Here is a 16,094-nt window from a genome sequence, read left to right on the forward strand (position 1 = left end):
CTTCGAAGCTACTCAAGGACGGACGACCGTGAGGGCGAACCGCGTCCGGCCGCTCGCCGCGTGGTCCAGGGCACCGGCGATGTCGTCGAGGCCGAACTCGGCGACGGTGAACAGGTCCAGGTCCAGCAGCCCGGACCGGGCGAGGGCGATCATGCTCGTGTTCGCCGTCCGCGGGTGCAGCCACTGGCCTCGCACGGTGACGCTGTTGCGCATGAGCCACGGGTAGGGCAGCGCGAGGTCCTCGCCCCCGAGCATGCCGACGCCGCCCATCAGCACGACCCGGCCGCGCTCGCGGACCGCCATCGCCGCGGCCCGCACGGGAGCCGTGGACGCCGACGGCGGCAGCAGGTCGAGGACCACGTCGACGGGGCCGGGTGCCGCGTCGCGCAGGCGGCCGGTGTCGTCCTCGCCGGTCAGCCGCACGGTCCGGACGCGGGAGCCGAACCGGCGGTCCAGGTCCGCCAGGGCGGCTTCGTCGCGGCCGGGCGCCACCACGCACGCCGCGCCCATGGCGAGCGCGACGGCGACCCCGGCGCTGCCGAAGTTCCCGGTGGCGCCGCTGACCAGCACGGTCTCGCCGGGCCGCAGCCCGGCCGCGAGCAGGCCGCCGTAGGGCACCAGGCACAGCGCGAGCGCCGTCCAGCGCCCGGCGTCGGCCGGGTCGATCGGCCCGAGCGGGATCGCGTTCTCGGTCGGCACGAGCACCTGCTCGGCGTAGGCGCCGTGGCCGAAGTGGCGCTGGAGGAGCAGGCCGCCGTCGCCGCGGGCGCTGAGGCCCTGGAGCGTGATGTCCGGGGTCAGGGCGTCGTCGCGGGAGCGGATCACCGGGTCGCACAGCACCCAGTCGCCGGGCCGCAGCCGGGTCGCGTCCGGGCCGGTCTCGCGGACCCGGCCGATCGCTCCGGCGCCGGGCACCACCGGAAGCGTCAGTGCGTAGTTCCGTTCGCCGCGGAACACTTCGGCGGCGTAGGGCAGGACGCCCGCCGCGACGACGTCGACCAGCACTTCGCCCGTGCCGAGCACCGGTGCCGGGACTTCGCGCACCGACAGCGGTTTGCCGAATTCTTCGAGGACAGCAGCTCTCATACGGCCATCGTCGGGAAGATCGGGAGTGGTATCCAGGCCTGGTATCATCCTGGGACTGCCCAATGTCACGGAGGTCGTCATGCCGGACGCGGCGCGAGCCGGGCTGGGGGAGTTCCTGCGGTCCCGGCGCGAGCGGCTGAGCCCGGCGGCGCTCGGGCTGCCGGACCGCCGCCGGCGCCGGACGCCGGGGCTGCGCCGCGAAGAGGTCGCCGAACTGGCCGGCATCGGCGTCGACTGGTACATCCGGCTCGAGCAGGGCCGCACGGTCAGCCCGTCGGCCGCGACCGTCGAAGCGCTCGCCGGTGCCCTGCGGCTGGACGACGCCGAGCGCGCCCACCTGCGGGCGCTGGCCCGGAACCCGGCCCGGACACCGTTCGCGCGCGAGCGGGTGCCGGACGCCACCCGCTGGCTCGTCGAGGGTCTCGGCGAACCGGCGTACGTGACGGGCGGCCGCTGGGACGTGCTGGCCTGGAACCGCGCGGCGGCCGGGCTGTTCGCCGACTTCGCCGCGCTGCCGGAGGCGGACCGCAACGTCCTGGTCTTCCTGCTGCTCGACGAGCGCGGCCGGCGGCTGTTCGGCCCGGGCTGGGCCGCGCAGGCCGAGCACGCCGTGGCGCAGTTCCGCTCCGCGCACGACCTGTGGGCCGGCGACCCGGCGTTCACCGGGCTGGCCGCGCGGCTGCGCGCGGGCTGCCGCGAGTTCGCGACGTGGTGGGACCGCCACGACGTCGGCCGCAGTGGTCCGGGCCGGAAGACGTTGTACCGCCCGGAGCCGGCGGAGTTCGACTACGCGACCTTCCAGGTCGCCGAGGATCCCGCGTTGCGCCTGACGATCTACGCGCCGACCAGCGGCAAGTAGACCTCGTCGACGATCTCGACCAGCACGGAATCGTCCACTGTGGTCAGTCCGCGCGTCAGGAATTCGTTGCGCAGCAACACGAGTGCCACGGTTGCTACTCGTGGATTGCGTGCTCCGGGGCGCGCTTGGCCACGGGCGACCGCCCGGTCGAGGATGGTGAGCCACGGCTTCGGTCCGCCTTCGGCGGCCTGGTCGTGCAGCTGCTGCCGCAGCTCGGGCTCGTCGCCGACGCCGGTCAGCAGGCCGCGCAGGATCCGCGCGGCGGGGGAGGACTGGCCGCAGTTGATCGCGCGCAGCAGGGTGAGCGCGTCGTCGCGGAGGTTGCCGGTGTCGGGCGGGGTGAGCCGGTCCTCGGCGACGTGCCGGTAGGCGGCGACGCCGAGCGCGGCGCGGTTCGGCCAGCGGCGGTAGATCGCGTTCTTGTTGGTGCCGGCCCGCTGTGCGACGCGTTCCATCGTCAGCCCGGGGTAGCCGGACTCGGCGAGTTCGTCGGCGGCGGCGCGCAGGATCGCGTCTTCCAGTTCGGCGCCGCGGCGGCGGGTCTTCTCGGCCATGTGCGGCAGTGTACCGCTTTAGGGTACGGTACGGACCGTACCCTAAATTTTCGGAGGAACTGTGAGAGCCAAGGGCATCGGCTACGACACGGGCTTGGCGCGCGACGGGCGCTTCAACCGCCCGTTCGCCCCGGACCTGGTCCGCCGCGAGCTGACGATCATCCGCGACGACCTGCACTGCACGGCGGTGCGGCTGATCGGCACGGACCTCGACCGCATCGAGCACGCCGCGCGGGAGGCGGCCGCGCTCGGGCTGGAAGTGTGGTTCTCGCCGTTCCCGTGGGACCGGCACCCGGAGGAGATCCTCGAGCTGCTGGCCGACGGCGCCGCCCGGGCCGAACGCCTCCGCGCGGCCGGCGCCGAGGTCGTGTTCGTCACCGGCGCCGAGCTGAGCCTGTTCAACCACGGCTTCCTGCCCGGCGCCGACCTCCCCGCCCGCGTGGCCGGGCTGCTGGCGTCCCGGGAGCTCGTCGCCGGGCTTCCGGAGCGGGTGAACGAGTTCCTGGCCCGCGCGGTCGCGGCGGTCCGAGCGCGGTTCGGCGGCCGCGTCACCTACGCGTCGGTGCCGCTGGAACGGGTGGACTGGACGCCGTTCGACATCGTTTCGGTCGACGCGCACCGGTCGAAGGAGGTCGAGCACGTGTACCGCGAGGGCGTCCGCACGCTGGTCGCCGCGGGCAAACCGGTGGCGATCACGGAGTTCGGCGTGACGCCCTACCGCGGCGCGGCCGACCTCGGCGCCCGCTGCGGCGAGATCCTGGAGTACGAGGGCGACGAGCCGGTCCGGCTGAACGGTTCCTACGTTCGCGACGAGGAGGAGCAGGCGCGGTACTTCCGCGAGCTGCTGGAGGTGTTCGAGACCGAGGGCGTCGACGCGGCTTTCGCCTGCACGTTCGTGTGCTACGGGCTGGTGCACCGGGCGGATCCCCGGCGGGACCTGGACATGGCCAGCTGGGGCGTGGTGAAGGTCCTCGAAGAGGGGACGGGGGAGACCTACGCGGGCGTGCCGTGGGAACCGAAGGCGGCGTTCGGCGCCTTGGCGGAGTGCTACGCCTGAGCCCCGCCGAGCCGGTCGCGGCAGGTTATCCATCAGATGAATCGCCGACCAAGAAGGCGGGCATCTTGCCAACCGCTGCCGGATAGCGCTAACTTCTGAGCGCCAGACATCGGATGTCCAACCCGATTCACCGGGTCCGTCCGCCGACCGATGTGCACCCCTGCCTCGTCAGGAAGGACACACCGATGATGCCTCGCTTCCCCCGCCGGACGGCTCTCGCCGTCGCCGCCCTCGCCGTCCCGATCCTGTTCGGCCCCGTCGCGCAGGCCGCCCCGCTGTGGCACCCGAACCCCGCGACCGACGGGCTCAAGGCCTTCGAGGGCATCGAAGCCGACCGCGGCAACCACCACCCGGACCGCAAGTACGTCGTCGTCGAGGGCGATCACTACCGCTTCAACATCTGGAAGGACGACCGCGACACGACCGGCGGCGGCGACCGCCAGCGCACCGAGTCCAAGGGCATGGTGCAGAGCGGCACGACGCTCAAGATGCACGACGGCGAGACCTGGACGCTCTCGTACGAGATGTATATCCCGGGCACCCTGCACGGCACCAGCAAGTTCACCCACATCTTCCAGACCAAGACGCCGTCGACCAACGGCGGCCCGTGGGTGACGCTGGACCTGACCCGCAGCGGCGGCAAGGAAATGCTCAACGCCCGCGCGTACGCCAACTCGGGTTCGCCGAGCATCGCGGCCACCGATCTGTCGCCGTTGCGGAACAAGTGGATCACCATCGAGTGGACGTTCACGCCGGGCTCGAAGGGCAAGGCGGCGTGCGTGATCCGGGGCGGCACCGGCTCGGGCGCGCCGGTCGCGGCGCAGGGCAGCATGACGAACGTGAACATCCCCGACCAAGGCGACTACGTCCGCCCCAAGTGGGGGATCTACCGCTCGGTCGAAAGCGCCTCGTCCGACATCCTGGACACCTACCTGCTGTTCCGGAACTACACGGCCGCGCGCAAGTAGCCTTGTCGATCCGGGGCGGGCCCGTTCGTACGAGCGGTGAGCGGCGGGACGGGCCCGCCCGCGAGGAGGAACGTCATGGCGCACTACCTGCTGTCCGTGCACAGCGTCGAAGGTGAAGTCCGCGAGCCGCCCACCGAGGTGGACCTGCGGGCGATGCAGCAGCGGCTCGGCGACGTCGAGAACGACCTCAAGACGACCGGGACCTGGGTGTTCAGCGCCCGGCTGGCCGAGCCCGCGGCCGCGCGGGTGGTCCGGGAAGCCGGCGACGGGCTGCTCACCACCGACGGACCCTTCGCCGAGTCGAAGGAGCACATCGGCGGCTTCTACCTCATCGAAGCCGCCGACCTCGACGCCGCGCTGGGCTGGGCGGCCCGGGTCACCGCGGCGATCCACGCGCCGATCGAGGTGCGCGCGCTCGCCGGGTTCGCCGCCTGATCCGTGGCGGCGGACCCCGGCCCGGGGTGACACTGGCGGCATGAAGGTCGTCGACGGTTACCCCGGCACACGCCGCCCGTCGACGACCGCGCGCTACGCCGGCCCGCCGCCGCTCCGGCGTGGCCCGGTGCTGGTCACGGCCGCTTTCGCCGCGCTCGGCGGGGCCCTCATCCCGGCCGCCTCGGTGCCCGCGCTCTGGCGGATCTGGCAGTTCTACGCGATGTTGTTCGCCCTCGTCGCCGCCATCGAGCTGGTTTCCTTCGTCGCGGTCCTCGGCTGGCCGACCCGCAAGACCGCCCACGCCGGCGCGTTCATCGCCGCCGGCTCCCTCGCACTGTGGGTGGCGAGCCGGCCGCTCGGGCTGCTGACCCGGCTCGACCCCTGGCAGCCCGCGGACACCGTCGTCGGCTTCACCGACTACGTCGCGGCCGCGCTGCAGGTCATCGCCGTCTTCGGCTTCCTGGTCGTCGCGCGGCGGCGCGCGCACCTGCGGCCCTCGACGCTCCGGCGCGTGACGGCGTGGATCCTGCTGTTCCCGGTGTTGCTGGTGGTGCTCGCAGCCGGCGCCGCGGGCACGGTCGCGGCCGGCGACCGCATCAGCGGCACGGCCGCGTCGTCGCTCCTGGACGGCAGCACCGTCGAGTACTGCCGTCCCGACGGCATCCCGCTCGCCATGGACCTCACGCGCCCGGCCGCCGGCGCCGCCGCCCCGGTGGCGCTCTTCCTGCACGGCGGTGGCCTCATCTCCGGCAACCGCCGGCCATCGGGCCCGGGCGCGCTACTGGCCGGCTCGCGACTGGCACCCTTGCGCGACGCGCTCACGGCACGAGGAATCGCCGTCGCCGCGATCGACTACCGCCTCGCGCCCGCCGCCCGCTGGCCGGCCCCGCTGGAGGACGCCCGTTGCGCGGTCCGGTTCCTGCAGGCCAACGCGTCGGCGCTGAACCTCGACCCGGCGCGGATCACGGCCGTGGGCACGGGCACGGGCGGCACGCTGGCGTCCCTGCTGGGTGTGGCGGGGAAGCCGGAGGTCCGCGCGGTGGCCGCGGTCGACGCCCCGGCGGACTTCGAGCTGGCAGGGTTGGACCCGGTCACCCGCGCGTCGGTGCTGCTGGCCCTGGGCCGCTCCCCGGCGACACTGCGCGAGGCGAGCCCGCTGGCGTACCCGGGTGTGGGCGCGCCGGCGTTCCTGATCGCCGGCGGCCGGAAGTCGGCCGAGTTCGCCGACCACCTGCGAGCGGCGGGTGCCCCGGTGACGACGGGCACCGGCGACCCGGCCGAGGTCGCGCGGTTCCTGGCCACCGGCTGACCCTCATTCCCACACGACGACGTTGCGCCGCGTCGGCACGGCGGTGTGCACGGTGCCGGGCGACCGGGTGCGGTAGCTTGGTGGACGTGGACGGACGGGCGATCTTCGGCGATCACTCGTACCGCTGCGACTTCTACGGTTGACGGATCCGTTTCTCCGGGTCCTGTATTTCTCCAACCGTAAGGAAAACCATGTCTGCCGGCACCCGCTGGGCGCTCAACCACATGCCCTTGACCGCCGCCGCCGTCGAAGAGGCCGCGCCCGTGCTGACCGGGCGGCGGCTGGCGATGTGCCTGCACGTCGAGCCCAAGACCGCGGCGCTGGTCACGCTGCTGGCCGGCGCCGGCGTCGAGGTCACGCTGACCGGCTCGCCCGGCACCACCCACGACGACGTCGCGGCCGCGCTCCGGGACCTCGGGGTAACAGTGCACACCCGCCGCGCCGACGACGAAGCCGACCACGCGCGCAACGTCGCCGCGGTGCTCGAGTGCGAGCCGGACCTCACCCTCGACAACGGCGCCGACCTCACGTTGTCGCTGCTGCGGTCCGGCGCGCCGGCGGGCTGGCTCGGCGGCACCGAGGAAACCACGACCGGCGGCCTCCGGCTGCGGGAGGAGCGCGTCGGCCGGCCGGTCGTCGTGATCAACGACTCGCGGCTGAAGCTGCTGGTGGAGAACGAGTTCGGCGTCGGCCAGAGCGTCGTGCAGGGCTTTCTCAACGCCACCAACCTGATGGTGCCGGGGATGCGCGCGGCGGTGCTCGGCTACGGGCCGTGCGGCAAGGGCGTCGCGGACACCCTGGCGCGGCTCGGCGCGCGGGTCGCGGTGTGCGACACCGACCCGATGCGGGCGTTGCAGGCCATTTTGGACGGTCACCGGGTCGGCTCGTCGGTCGAGGTGGTTTCCGATGCGCAGGCGGTGTTCACGGCGACGGGCGCTCCGGGTGTCGTCGGGGCCGAGGAGCTCGCGGCCCTGCCCGACGGCGCTCTGCTCGCGGGCGTCGGGCACTTCGCGTGGGAGATCGACGCGGCGGCACTGCGGGCGGCGACGGTCCGCACGGTCGAGTACGGCGAGCCGGGCCGCCGCGTCGGGCACGTGCGGGCCGACGGCCGGGAGGTCGTCATCCTCGACCGCGGGCGGATGCTGAACCTGACCGCCGCCAACGGGAACTCCATCCAGGCCATGGACCTCGGGCTCACCCTGCAGGTCCGCAGCCTGGCGGCGGTGGCCGCGGGCGGGCTCGCGAGCGGCGTCCAGTCGGTGCCGGCGCCGGTCGAGTACCGGACCGCCACGGACCTGGTGGCCGAGCTGGCTTGACCTGGAGCGCGCTCCAGCCTCTAGCGTGAGGTCACGCCGACCACACGTCAGGAGCACGTTCCATGGAACTCGGTTTCCACCTCCCCATCTTCGACATCGACGGCGGGACCACCGCCATCGCCGGTGAGCTCGCCCGGGTGGGCGCCGCGGCGGAGGAGGCCGGGGCGACCTGGCTGTCCTTCATGGACCACTACTTCCAGATCGAGCCCACCGGCCTGCCCGCCGAGTCGAACATGCTGGAGGGCTACACGACCCTGGGCTTCCTCGCCGCGCACACGTCCCGGATCGAGCTCGGCCTGCTCGTCACCGGCGTGACCTACCGGCACCCCGGCCTGCTCGCGAAGATCGTCACCACCCTCGACGTCGTCTCGGGCGGCCGGGCCGCCCTGGGTATCGGCGCGGCCTGGTTCGAGCGCGAGCACCGGGGGATGGGCGTGCCGTTCCCGCCGATCGCCGAGCGGTTCGAGCGGCTGGAGGAGACGCTGCGGATCTGCGGGCAGATGTGGGACCCGGCCGCCAACGGCCCGTTCGACGGCAAGTACTACCAGCTCGCCGAGACGCTGTGCTCGCCCCAGCCGATCAGCCGGCCGAAGGTGCTCATCGGCGGCGGCGGGGAGCGCAAGACGCTGCGGCTCGTCGCCCAGTACGGCGACGCGTGCAACCTGTTCGCTTCGTCGCCTTCGGACGTGGAGCACAAGCTGGACGTGCTGCGCCGCCACTGCGACGAGGCCGGCCGCGACTACGACGCGATCCGCAAGACGGTCCTGGCCAACAACCCGCGCCCGACGCCGGAGACCCGCGACGACTTCGTCCGCTCGATGGCGGACTACGCGAAGCTCGGGATCCAGCAGGCGATCGTCACCCCGACCACCGGCTCGCCGGCCGCGTGGATCGAGGGCATGGCGCCGGCGGTGCCGCAGTTGGCTTCGTTGGGCTGAAGCTTTACCTCCCGATAACCCGGGCTCTGGTAGTCAGGAAGCGGCCGGCGGACCGCCGGCCGTTCTCCTGTGTCCACTGTGGACTCTCTCCGGTTGTTTCCCTTCGCGGTGAACCGTTTGCGGCAATGCGCCGTGTGCCGTGGTGAGGTGGCGACCAGAGAGGAGGGGCTCGATGCCCCACGCACGCAGTACCGGACGACACCGCAAGCAGGCGACGATCGGACTGGCGGCGCTGCTCGGAGTCGCGGGGGCGACCGCGACGGCGATCGCGCTCAGCAGCCCGGCGAGCAACGCGGCCACGGAAAGCTGCGGCGGCCTGGACACGGCGCTGCAGAACAACCTGACGTTCATCGCGGGTCAGCAAGCCGCCCCGGACGCCCAATCGGCCGCGCGGATCGCCAACCGCCAGGCGGTGGTGGACCAGATCCAGCAACGCCGAGCGGCGGCAGGCTGCGGAGGCGAGGTGGCGGCGAACGAGGTAGCAGCCCAGTGCGCGGCGGTCGCCCAAGCGGGCGAAGAGGCGGACGCCAAGTCCGCGGGCAAGGCGGCGAAGAGCAAGGCGGCGCAGCAGGGGATGGGCGCCGAGAACGGCGCGGCGGCTGAGAACGGCGCCGCCGATGAGAACGGCATGGCTGCCGGCAACGGCGCGGCGGACGAGAATGGCATGGCCGCCGGGAACGGCGCGGCCGAGCAGAACGGCATGGCCGAGGCCAACGGCATGGCCGACCAGGACAAGGCCGCCGCGGGCAACGGCAAGGCCAAGCAGAAGAACAAGGCAGCCGGCAAGAACGCCAAGGCCGACCAAGCCGCCCAGGACGAAGCGGCCGTCCAGGCCTGCCAGGTGGTCGAGCAGTGCGTGGCCCAGGCCGCGGGAGCCGCCGACGCCAACGGCATGGCCGCCGAGAACGGCATGGCCAACGAGAACAACGCCAAGCAGAACGGCGCGGCCAAGCAGAACGGCAAGGCCGCCCAGAACGGCGCGGCCAACGAGAACGGCATGGCCGACCAGCAGGGCATGGCCAACGAGAACGGCATGGCCGACCAGCAGGGCGCAGCCGACCAGAACGGCATGGCCGCCCAGAACGGCGCGGCCGCCCAGAACGGCATGGCGAACAGCAACGGCATGGCCAACCAGCAGGGCACGGCCAACAAGAACGGCGCAGCGAGCGAAAACGGCATGGCCAACGAGAACGGCATGGCCAACGAGAACGGCATGGCCGCCCAGCAGGACGCGGCCGACCAGAACGGCGCAGCCAACGAAAACGGCATGGCCAACGGGAACGGCATGGCCGCTCAGCAGGGCGCAGCGGACCAGAACGGCGCCGCCCAGAACGCGGCCGCCAACCAGGACTGCACCGCCATCCTCGACTGCGTGGCCCAGGCCACGGCCGATCCCGCCGCCGCCGCGGACCAGCAGGGCATGGCCACCGCCCAGAACGGCAACGGCCAGCAGCAGGCCAAGGCCAAGGGCAAGAACGCCAAGGCCGCCGAGCAGGCCGCCGCGGTCGCCGTCGCCGAGAAGTGCGTCGCGGCCGGTGCCCAGAACGGCGCCGGAGCCAGCGACCAGAACGGTGCCGGAGCCGCCGACCAGAACGGTGCCGGAGCCGCTGACCAAAACGGCGCCGAGACCGGCACCGCGACCGAAAGCGAGTCCGCCACCGCGGGCAACTGAAACCAGGTGGGTGTGCACCGGCGGCGGGCCGGTGCACACCCACCGTCACCCGATCCGGTGACCGGCGGGAACTCGCCCCCACCGCCGTTCGTTGACCGACCGAAGCGCAGTAACCTGAAGGGCCCAGACGAACCGACGACAGCACGAGGCTTCAGTGACCACCGATCCGGCGGCCGAGGACCTGCGGGAGGCGGCCGACGAGCTCGCCGTCGCCGGGCAGCTCCCGCGATTCCTGCTGATGTACAAGTTCGCCATCGAAGAGCTGATGACGAAACTGCGGATCCTCAGCGAGGAGTTCGACTTCGTCCACCAGCACGACCCGATCGAGCACATCACCAGCCGCGTCAAGCGGCCGGAAGCCATCAAGGAGAAGGTCCGCCGCCGCGGGCTGGGCGACGACTGGGTCGCCGCAGCGCACGTCCTCGACGACATCGCCGGCATTCGCGTCGTCTGCCCGTTCGTCTCCGACGTCCACCAGGTCGCCCGGATGCTCACCGCGCAGGACGACGTCGAGCTGCTGCGCACCAAGGATTACATCGCCCGCCCGAAGCCCAACGGCTACCGCAGCCTGCACCTGATCGTCCGGATCCCGGTCTTCCTGTCCGACCGCGTCGAGAAGGTCAAGGTCGAGGTGCAGCTGCGCACCATCGCGATGGACTTCTGGGCCGCCGTCGAGCACAAGCTGTCGTACAAGTACGCCGACCGCGTCCCGGACGACTTCGCGGGCGAGCTCGCCGCCGCGGCCCGCACCGCCGCCGACCTCGACGCCCGCATGGCCGCCCTGCACGAACGGATCCGCTGACTCACGGCGCCAGCGCGTCGAGCAGGATGCCCAGCCCGAACTCGAACTCCGCCTCGTGGTCGCACACCGCCAGGTACGGCGCCGCTGCCGACACGGCGGGCAGCCCGGATCCCGCCAAGGAAGCGAGCCGTCCCGAAGAGCCGGTCGCGCTGAACGTCGGGGCCGCGTCGACCTCCCGCATCAACGTCCCGATCAGGAACGCCAGCACCGCGCGCAACCCGTGCACCGCCCGCTCCGGCGGGTAGCCCGCCGCGAGCAGCGGGCCGAGCACGGCCTCCACCGGCGCGAGCGCGGTCATCGACGCCAGCTGCCGGGTCAGCACGAGCGGCGCCGCCCGCGGGTGGCCGAGCATCGCGTCCCGGAACCCGTGGGCCAGCCCGGACATCGTCTCCCGCAGGTCTTGCCCGGGCACCGGCGCCGGGATCGCCGCCAGCAGCACCTCGGCGACCCCGTCGAGCAGGGCATCCTTGCCGTCGACGTGGTTGTACAGGCTCATCGGGTCGACGCCGAGCCGCCGCGCGAGCTTGCGCATGCTCACGGCCTCGAGACCCTCCTCGTCGACGAGCCCCAGGGCCTCGCGCAGGATCCGCTCCCGCGACAGGCCGCCGGCCTCCTTGGGCGGCCGACCGCGCCGGCCCGTCACGGGTTGAGCACCGCGGGCAGCACCTCGTACCCGCGCAGGATCCGCGTGTCCCGCCGGCGCCCGCCGGGCAGGACGCGCAGCTCGGGGAACCGGTCGAAGATCGTCCGCAGCCCGATCTCGCCCTCCATCCGCGCCAGCGACGCCCCCAGGCAGTGGTGGCGGCCGGAGCCGAACGACACGTGGTCGCGCGCGCCTTCCCGCGTGACGTCGAACGTGCCCGGGTCGGTGAACACCAGCGGGTCGCGGTTCGCGCCGGCCAGCACCGTCGTGACCAGCGCCCCTCGCGGCAGCGGCACGCCCGCGACCTCGGTGGCGCGCGTCGCCAGGCGCCCGGTGAGCAGGACCGGCGGGTCGTACCGCAGGACCTCCTCGACGGCGTTGCCCCACAGCTCCGGCCGCTCGCGCAGCACGGCGAGCTGCCCTGGATCGCCCGCCAGCAGGGCGATCCCGCTGCCGAGCAGGTTGACCGTCGTCTCGAACCCGGCCGCCAGCACCAGGCCGGCGGTGGACTTGAGCTCGGTCTCGGTGAGCCCGACACCGCCGTCGCGCGCCGCGACGAGCTTGCTGAACAGGTCCGGGCCCGGATGGCGGCGCAGGTGGTCGAGGTGCTCGCCGAGCCACGCGTCGAACTCCGCCAGCGCGGTCTCGACGTCGCGGAACGTCCGCCAGCCCAGCCCGAGGTCCAGGCTGGGCGCCGCGGCCGCGCCGAGCGACAGCACCTTGCCCAGGTCCGCCGGCGGCACGCCGAGGATCTCGCTGATCACCGTCACCGGCAGGAGCCCGCAGTAGGACTCGACGAGGTCGAGCGGCCGGCTCGGGTCGAGCGCGTCGAGCAGGCCGTCCGCGATCTTCTGCACGCGGCCGCGCAGCTGCTCGACCGCGCGCACGGTGAACACGCCGGTGACGAGCTTGCGGTAGCGGGTGTGCTCGGGCGGGTTGACCGCGAGCAGCGACGGCGGCCGCACCGGGTGCAGGTGCTCGCCGGCCGACCACTCGACCAGCCGGCCGAGCGGCGAGCCGTCGGAACCGATGACGCCGACGCGGAAGTCGTCGCCGGACAGCACTTCGCGGACGGCGGCGTGCGTGGTGGTCATCCAGCCGAAGCGGGTGCGGGCGAGCGGGCCGGCCGCGCGGATCTCCTCGAACAGGCCGGTCAGGTCGTGGCCTTCGGCCGCGGCGACCACCATCCGTCCCTGCAGGTCGCCGCGCCGGGCTTCGCGGCGCAGCACGGTCCGGGGGAGCGCGTGGCCGAGGCCCCACCGGATCACCGGCTTCGCGCGGGCGAGGGTTCCTTCGAGCACGGCGTCCCCTTCCATTGGCGTGCCTACAGTGTAGGTTATCGGCATTTACCTACGTCGTAGATTTAAGGAGCGCGATGAGTGAGTTCGACATCCCGGCACCCGAAGTCCTGGCCGCGCGGCAGAAGCTGGTGCTCGACCACTTCCGCGACGAGGTCGCCCAGGACTGGGACGCGACGCTTTCGACCTTCCCGCACCCGCACTACGAGGTCGTCGCGACGATGACCGTCCACGACGGCGACGGCGCCGTCCGCGGCTACTACCACGACACGCGCACGGCGTTCCCCGACCAGCACCACGAGCTGATCGCGCTGCGCCACAGCGCCGACGCCGTCGTCGTCGAGTTCTGGCTGCTGGGCACGCACCTCGGCCCGCTCGGCGCGATCCCGGCGACCGGGTCCCGCTTCCGCGTCCGGATGACCGCGTACTTCGTGTTCGACGCCGACGAGAACCTGGTGTGCGAGCGCATCTACTTCGACACGCTCTCGATGCTCAAGCAGCTGATCGGCGGGGTGGACAAGAAGAACCCGAAGAACTGGCCGCTGCTGCTGCGGGTGGCGCGGGGGTTCCTGGCGATGTCGGGGGAGCAGCCGGACCCGCGGCTGACGGAGACGACGGAACCGGTGCTGAAGAGCTGAGTACCGCGGCGACGTTCACCGTGACGATCACGGCGATCGCCGCCCACGACAGCGCGTCGAGACGCTGACCCAGCACGACCCAGCCGACGAGCGCGGCCAGCACCGGGTTGACGCTCATCACCGTGCCGAACACCGGCGCCGGGACCCGCCGCAGCGTCAGCAGGTCGGCCAGCATCGGCACGGCCGACGACAGGACGCCCGCGGTCACCGCGGCGAGCACCGCGCCGAGGTCCGGGCGGTGCGCGATCATCGCGAAGACGCCGACCGGCACGTACGCGAGCCCGGACACGCCCGCGGCGGCCGCCGAGCCCTCGACACCGGGGATGCGCGCGCCGATGGCGCGGTTGAGCAGGATGTAGGCCGCCCAGCACGCGGCCGCGAGCAGCGCCAGGCCGATCCCGAGGTAGTCCGTGCTCGGCCGGGGCCGCACCAGCACCACCACGGCGGTCGCCGCGACGAGCGCGCCCAGCAGGTCACCCCGCCGCCGCGAGCCGGCGAGGGCGACGGCCAGCGGGCCGAGGAACTCCAGCGTCACGGCCAGGCCGAGGCCGATGCGGTCGACCGCGCTGTAGAGGGTGAGGTTCATCGTCCCGAACACGAGCGCCAGCGCCAGGACCAGGCGCCACTGGGCGGCGGTGAACGCGCGCAGGCGCGGTCGCGTGGTCGCGAGCAGCACCACGGCCGCGACCCACTGCCGGATGGCCACGACACCGGCCGGGCCGAGCTGTGGGAACGCCAGGGCCGCGACCGACGCCCCGACCTGGTTGGACAGGCCGCTGCCCGTCATCAGCGCGGCCCCGCGCCGGCGTCCTTCACTCGTCATGTCCCGACTATCGGCGCTGCGGACGCATACGCAAAATGCATCCGACACGTCAGCTATACGCTGACCGCATGGATCTGGAGCTGCGCCACTTGCGGCACTTCGTCGCGGTCGTGGACACCGGGAGCTTCACCGACGCCGCGATCGAGCTGGGTGTCTCCCAGGCCACGGTGTCGCGGACGCTGCTCGCCTTGGAGGGGGTGCTCGGCGTCCGGCTGCTGCACCGGACCAGCCGGACGGTCGAGCCGACCACGGCCGGCGTCACGGTCCTGGCCCGCGCCCGGACCCTGCTGGCCGACGCCGAAACGCTGGTCCACGAGGTCACGACCGGCCACACGCGGCTGCGGCTGGGGCACGCGTGGTCGGCCGTGGGCAAGCACACCGCGGAGTTCCAGCGGCGCTGGCAGGACCGGTACCCGGACGTCGAGCTGCAGCTCGTCCGGACCAACACGGCGACCGGGGGACTGGCCGAAGGCCGCTGCGACCTGGCCGTCGTGCGCACCACCGTCGACACGCGCCGGTACAGCCACGCGCTCGTCGGCCGCGAACGCCGGTGCGTCGCGCTCGCTTCGGACGACCCGTGGGCGCGGCGGCGCTCGATCCGGTTCGCCGAACTGGGGGAGCGCACGCTCGTCGTCGACCGGCGCACCGGCACGACGACGCCGGACCTGTGGCCCGAAGGCAGCCGACCGGCCGTGGAGTACACCCACGACATCGACGACTGGCTGGCGGCGATCGCGACCGGGCGCTGCGTCGGCGTCACGCCGGAGGCGACCGCGGCGCAGTACCGGCGCGACGGCATCCGCTACCGGCCATTGCGCGACGCGGACCTGGTGCCGGTCCGGCTGATCTGGCGCCACCACGACGCGCACCCGGCGACGCACCTGGCCGCCGCCCTGCTGACGGAGCTCTACCGCGGCTGAGCCCGCGCCGGAGCGAGCAGGACACCCAGCGCGACCAGCTCGGTCAGCGCCATCCCGCGTTCGACCAGGCCGAGCGGGATGAGCGTCCACCAGCGGCCGCCGTCGACCGCGGCGACCACGACCGCGCCCAGGATCACCGCGAACCAGGCCAGCGAGGCGATCGCGAGCACCCGGGCCAGCCACCGGCGGCCGGGGGAGCCGGGGAACGCCGTGCGCGCCGCGACCAGCACCGCGAGCGGGAGCGCGACGAACGCCACCACGCTGGCGATCCGGTGCAGCGTGCCGCCGAAGTCCGCGCGGGAGACCGTCGCCCAGTCCGGCTTGGGGAAGGCCACGATGACCAGCAGCCCGACCGTCCACAGTGTCCCCAGCAGGGCCGCGGGCACGGGTAGCCGCCGCTGGCTGTGCAGCACGGCGAGCCCCGCCGCCGAGCCCAGGGCCACCAGGACCACCGCGAGGTCGAACACCCACTTGTGGTCGGACAGGCCGTATTCGCTGATCGTGCGGCGGGTCGCGCTGATCTCGTCGGTCGGCGGGATGACCTGCAGCAGCAGCACCAGCGCGGCACCGATCGCGAGGGCGGCGATGCCGCTCAGCGAAACCGCGAGCGACGTCCGTCGCGCAGGGACCGTGACCATGAACCGACAGTAGCCGAGCAGCGGTTGAACTCCCGGTGAAATGTCCCTTCGGGCGGCCGAAGGTGTGAAAGCGGGGTGAAGGCTGTACGACTTACGGCGGTTACCGTAGCCCGTTTTCGTCCATTACGGTCATCCGCT

16 protein-coding genes and 1 pseudogene are annotated in these 16,094 nt (G+C 72.9%); 11 read left to right on the forward strand and 6 right to left on the reverse strand.

Features of this window, described 5'->3' with window-relative positions; translation table 11 throughout:
• Positions 1–12: 12 nt before the first annotated feature.
• On the reverse strand, positions 13–1,086 hold the full coding sequence (locus tag BLV96_RS01475) for an alcohol dehydrogenase catalytic domain-containing protein (RefSeq protein WP_086679681.1): 1,074 nt from the start codon (positions 1,084–1,086) through the stop codon (positions 13–15).
• Positions 1,087–1,165: 79 nt separating this feature from the next.
• Between BLV96_RS01475 and BLV96_RS01480 the strand changes: the two genes are divergently transcribed.
• Entirely contained in the window at positions 1,166–1,945 is a 780-nt protein-coding gene (locus tag BLV96_RS01480; protein WP_086679683.1) for a helix-turn-helix transcriptional regulator, read from the forward strand.
• On the opposite strand, the gene BLV96_RS01485 is transcribed toward BLV96_RS01480, so the two are convergent.
• Positions 1,921–2,499 carry a TetR/AcrR family transcriptional regulator gene (locus BLV96_RS01485; protein WP_086679685.1) on the reverse strand — a complete coding sequence of 193 codons (579 nt, stop codon included), beginning with the start codon at positions 2,497–2,499 and terminating at the stop codon, positions 1,921–1,923. The genes BLV96_RS01480 and BLV96_RS01485 overlap by 25 nt on opposite strands.
• 61 nt (positions 2,500–2,560) lie before the next feature.
• Between BLV96_RS01485 and BLV96_RS01490 the strand changes: the two genes are divergently transcribed.
• The 8 genes from BLV96_RS01490 (at position 2,561) to BLV96_RS01525 (ending at position 10,996) form a co-directional block, all read left to right on the forward strand.
• Positions 2,561–3,556, forward strand: coding sequence for a hypothetical protein (locus BLV96_RS01490; protein ID WP_086679687.1), 996 nt, complete (start codon positions 2,561–2,563; stop codon positions 3,554–3,556).
• 185 nt (positions 3,557–3,741) lie between these two features.
• Complete coding sequence (locus tag BLV96_RS01495) at positions 3,742–4,524, forward strand: hypothetical protein (protein WP_244180001.1); 783 nt, start codon at positions 3,742–3,744, stop codon at positions 4,522–4,524.
• Between the two features lie 75 nt (positions 4,525–4,599).
• Positions 4,600–4,959: a YciI family protein gene (locus tag BLV96_RS01500; RefSeq protein WP_086679690.1), complete on the forward strand. Its 360-nt coding sequence runs from the start codon at positions 4,600–4,602 to the stop codon at positions 4,957–4,959.
• 40 nt (positions 4,960–4,999) lie between these two features.
• Complete coding sequence (locus tag BLV96_RS01505; protein ID WP_086679693.1) at positions 5,000–6,268, forward strand: alpha/beta hydrolase; 1,269 nt, start codon at positions 5,000–5,002, stop codon at positions 6,266–6,268.
• A 191-nt stretch (positions 6,269–6,459) separates the two neighbouring features.
• Positions 6,460–7,584 (forward strand): adenosylhomocysteinase, encoded by a 1,125-nt coding sequence (locus BLV96_RS01510; RefSeq protein WP_086679696.1) that lies wholly within the window; start codon positions 6,460–6,462, stop codon positions 7,582–7,584.
• A 62-nt stretch (positions 7,585–7,646) separates the two neighbouring features.
• Complete coding sequence (locus BLV96_RS01515; protein ID WP_086679700.1) at positions 7,647–8,522, forward strand: LLM class F420-dependent oxidoreductase; 876 nt, start codon at positions 7,647–7,649, stop codon at positions 8,520–8,522.
• 172 nt (positions 8,523–8,694) lie between these two features.
• On the forward strand, positions 8,695–10,194 hold the full coding sequence (locus BLV96_RS50475) for a hypothetical protein (RefSeq protein ID WP_244180002.1): 1,500 nt from the start codon (positions 8,695–8,697) through the stop codon (positions 10,192–10,194).
• A gap of 154 nt (positions 10,195–10,348) precedes the next feature.
• Complete coding sequence (locus BLV96_RS01525; protein WP_086679703.1) at positions 10,349–10,996, forward strand: GTP pyrophosphokinase; 648 nt, start codon at positions 10,349–10,351, stop codon at positions 10,994–10,996.
• 1 nt (position 10,997) lies between these two features.
• On the opposite strand, the gene BLV96_RS01530 is transcribed toward BLV96_RS01525, so the two are convergent.
• Positions 10,998–11,639 (reverse strand): TetR/AcrR family transcriptional regulator C-terminal domain-containing protein, encoded by a 642-nt coding sequence (locus BLV96_RS01530; RefSeq protein WP_244180003.1) that lies wholly within the window; start codon positions 11,637–11,639, stop codon positions 10,998–11,000.
• Positions 11,636–12,955: a cytochrome P450 gene (locus BLV96_RS01535; protein ID WP_208608102.1), complete on the reverse strand. Its 1,320-nt coding sequence runs from the start codon at positions 12,953–12,955 to the stop codon at positions 11,636–11,638. The genes BLV96_RS01530 and BLV96_RS01535 overlap by 4 nt, the downstream gene beginning before the upstream one ends.
• Positions 12,956–13,014: 59 nt before the next feature.
• Between BLV96_RS01535 and BLV96_RS01540 the strand changes: the two are divergent.
• Positions 13,015–13,380: pseudogene (locus BLV96_RS01540) on the forward strand (ester cyclase); the annotation flags it as partial.
• Positions 13,381–13,429: 49 nt separating this feature from the next.
• Here the strand turns inward: BLV96_RS01540 and BLV96_RS01545 are convergent.
• Positions 13,430–14,398 carry an EamA family transporter gene (locus BLV96_RS01545; protein ID WP_244180004.1) on the reverse strand — a complete coding sequence of 323 codons (969 nt, stop codon included), beginning with the start codon at positions 14,396–14,398 and terminating at the stop codon, positions 13,430–13,432.
• 68 nt (positions 14,399–14,466) lie between these two features.
• Between BLV96_RS01545 and BLV96_RS01550 the strand changes: the two genes are divergently transcribed.
• Positions 14,467–15,318: a LysR family transcriptional regulator gene (locus BLV96_RS01550; RefSeq protein ID WP_086679709.1), complete on the forward strand. Its 852-nt coding sequence runs from the start codon at positions 14,467–14,469 to the stop codon at positions 15,316–15,318.
• Here BLV96_RS01550 and BLV96_RS01555 read toward each other — a convergent pair.
• Positions 15,306–15,956, reverse strand: a complete 651-nt coding sequence (locus BLV96_RS01555) for a DUF998 domain-containing protein (RefSeq protein WP_086679712.1) — start codon at positions 15,954–15,956, stop codon at positions 15,306–15,308. The two genes, BLV96_RS01550 and BLV96_RS01555, sit on opposite strands and share 13 nt — an antisense overlap.
• Positions 15,957–16,094 lie beyond the last annotated feature (138 nt).

The sequence above is a fragment of the Amycolatopsis pretoriensis genome, assembly GCF_900107925.1.
GTDB lineage: Bacteria > Actinomycetota > Actinomycetes > Mycobacteriales > Pseudonocardiaceae > Amycolatopsis > Amycolatopsis pretoriensis.

Excerpts from the sequence above, each read along its gene's own strand:
- BLV96_RS01475 (WP_086679681.1), bottom strand. The coding sequence starts at position 1,086 with ATGAGAGCTGCTGTCCTCGAAGAATTCGGCAAACCGCTGTCGGTGCGC.
- BLV96_RS01480 (WP_086679683.1), top strand. The coding sequence starts at position 1,166 with ATGCCGGACGCGGCGCGAGCCGGGCTGGGGGAGTTCCTGCGGTCCCGG.
- BLV96_RS01485 (WP_086679685.1), bottom strand. The coding sequence starts at position 2,499 with ATGGCCGAGAAGACCCGCCGCCGCGGCGCCGAACTGGAAGACGCGATC.
- BLV96_RS01495 (WP_244180001.1), top strand. The coding sequence starts at position 3,742 with ATGATGCCTCGCTTCCCCCGCCGGACGGCTCTCGCCGTCGCCGCCCTC.
- BLV96_RS01500 (WP_086679690.1), top strand. The coding sequence starts at position 4,600 with ATGGCGCACTACCTGCTGTCCGTGCACAGCGTCGAAGGTGAAGTCCGC.
- BLV96_RS01505 (WP_086679693.1), top strand. The coding sequence starts at position 5,000 with ATGAAGGTCGTCGACGGTTACCCCGGCACACGCCGCCCGTCGACGACC.
- BLV96_RS01510 (WP_086679696.1), top strand. The coding sequence starts at position 6,460 with ATGTCTGCCGGCACCCGCTGGGCGCTCAACCACATGCCCTTGACCGCC.
- BLV96_RS01515 (WP_086679700.1), top strand. The coding sequence starts at position 7,647 with ATGGAACTCGGTTTCCACCTCCCCATCTTCGACATCGACGGCGGGACC.
- BLV96_RS50475 (WP_244180002.1), top strand. The coding sequence starts at position 8,695 with ATGCCCCACGCACGCAGTACCGGACGACACCGCAAGCAGGCGACGATC.
- BLV96_RS01535 (WP_208608102.1), bottom strand. The coding sequence starts at position 12,955 with ATGGAAGGGGACGCCGTGCTCGAAGGAACCCTCGCCCGCGCGAAGCCG.
- BLV96_RS01545 (WP_244180004.1), bottom strand. The coding sequence starts at position 14,398 with ATGACGAGTGAAGGACGCCGGCGCGGGGCCGCGCTGATGACGGGCAGC.
- BLV96_RS01550 (WP_086679709.1), top strand. The coding sequence starts at position 14,467 with ATGGATCTGGAGCTGCGCCACTTGCGGCACTTCGTCGCGGTCGTGGAC.
- BLV96_RS01555 (WP_086679712.1), bottom strand. The coding sequence starts at position 15,956 with ATGGTCACGGTCCCTGCGCGACGGACGTCGCTCGCGGTTTCGCTGAGC.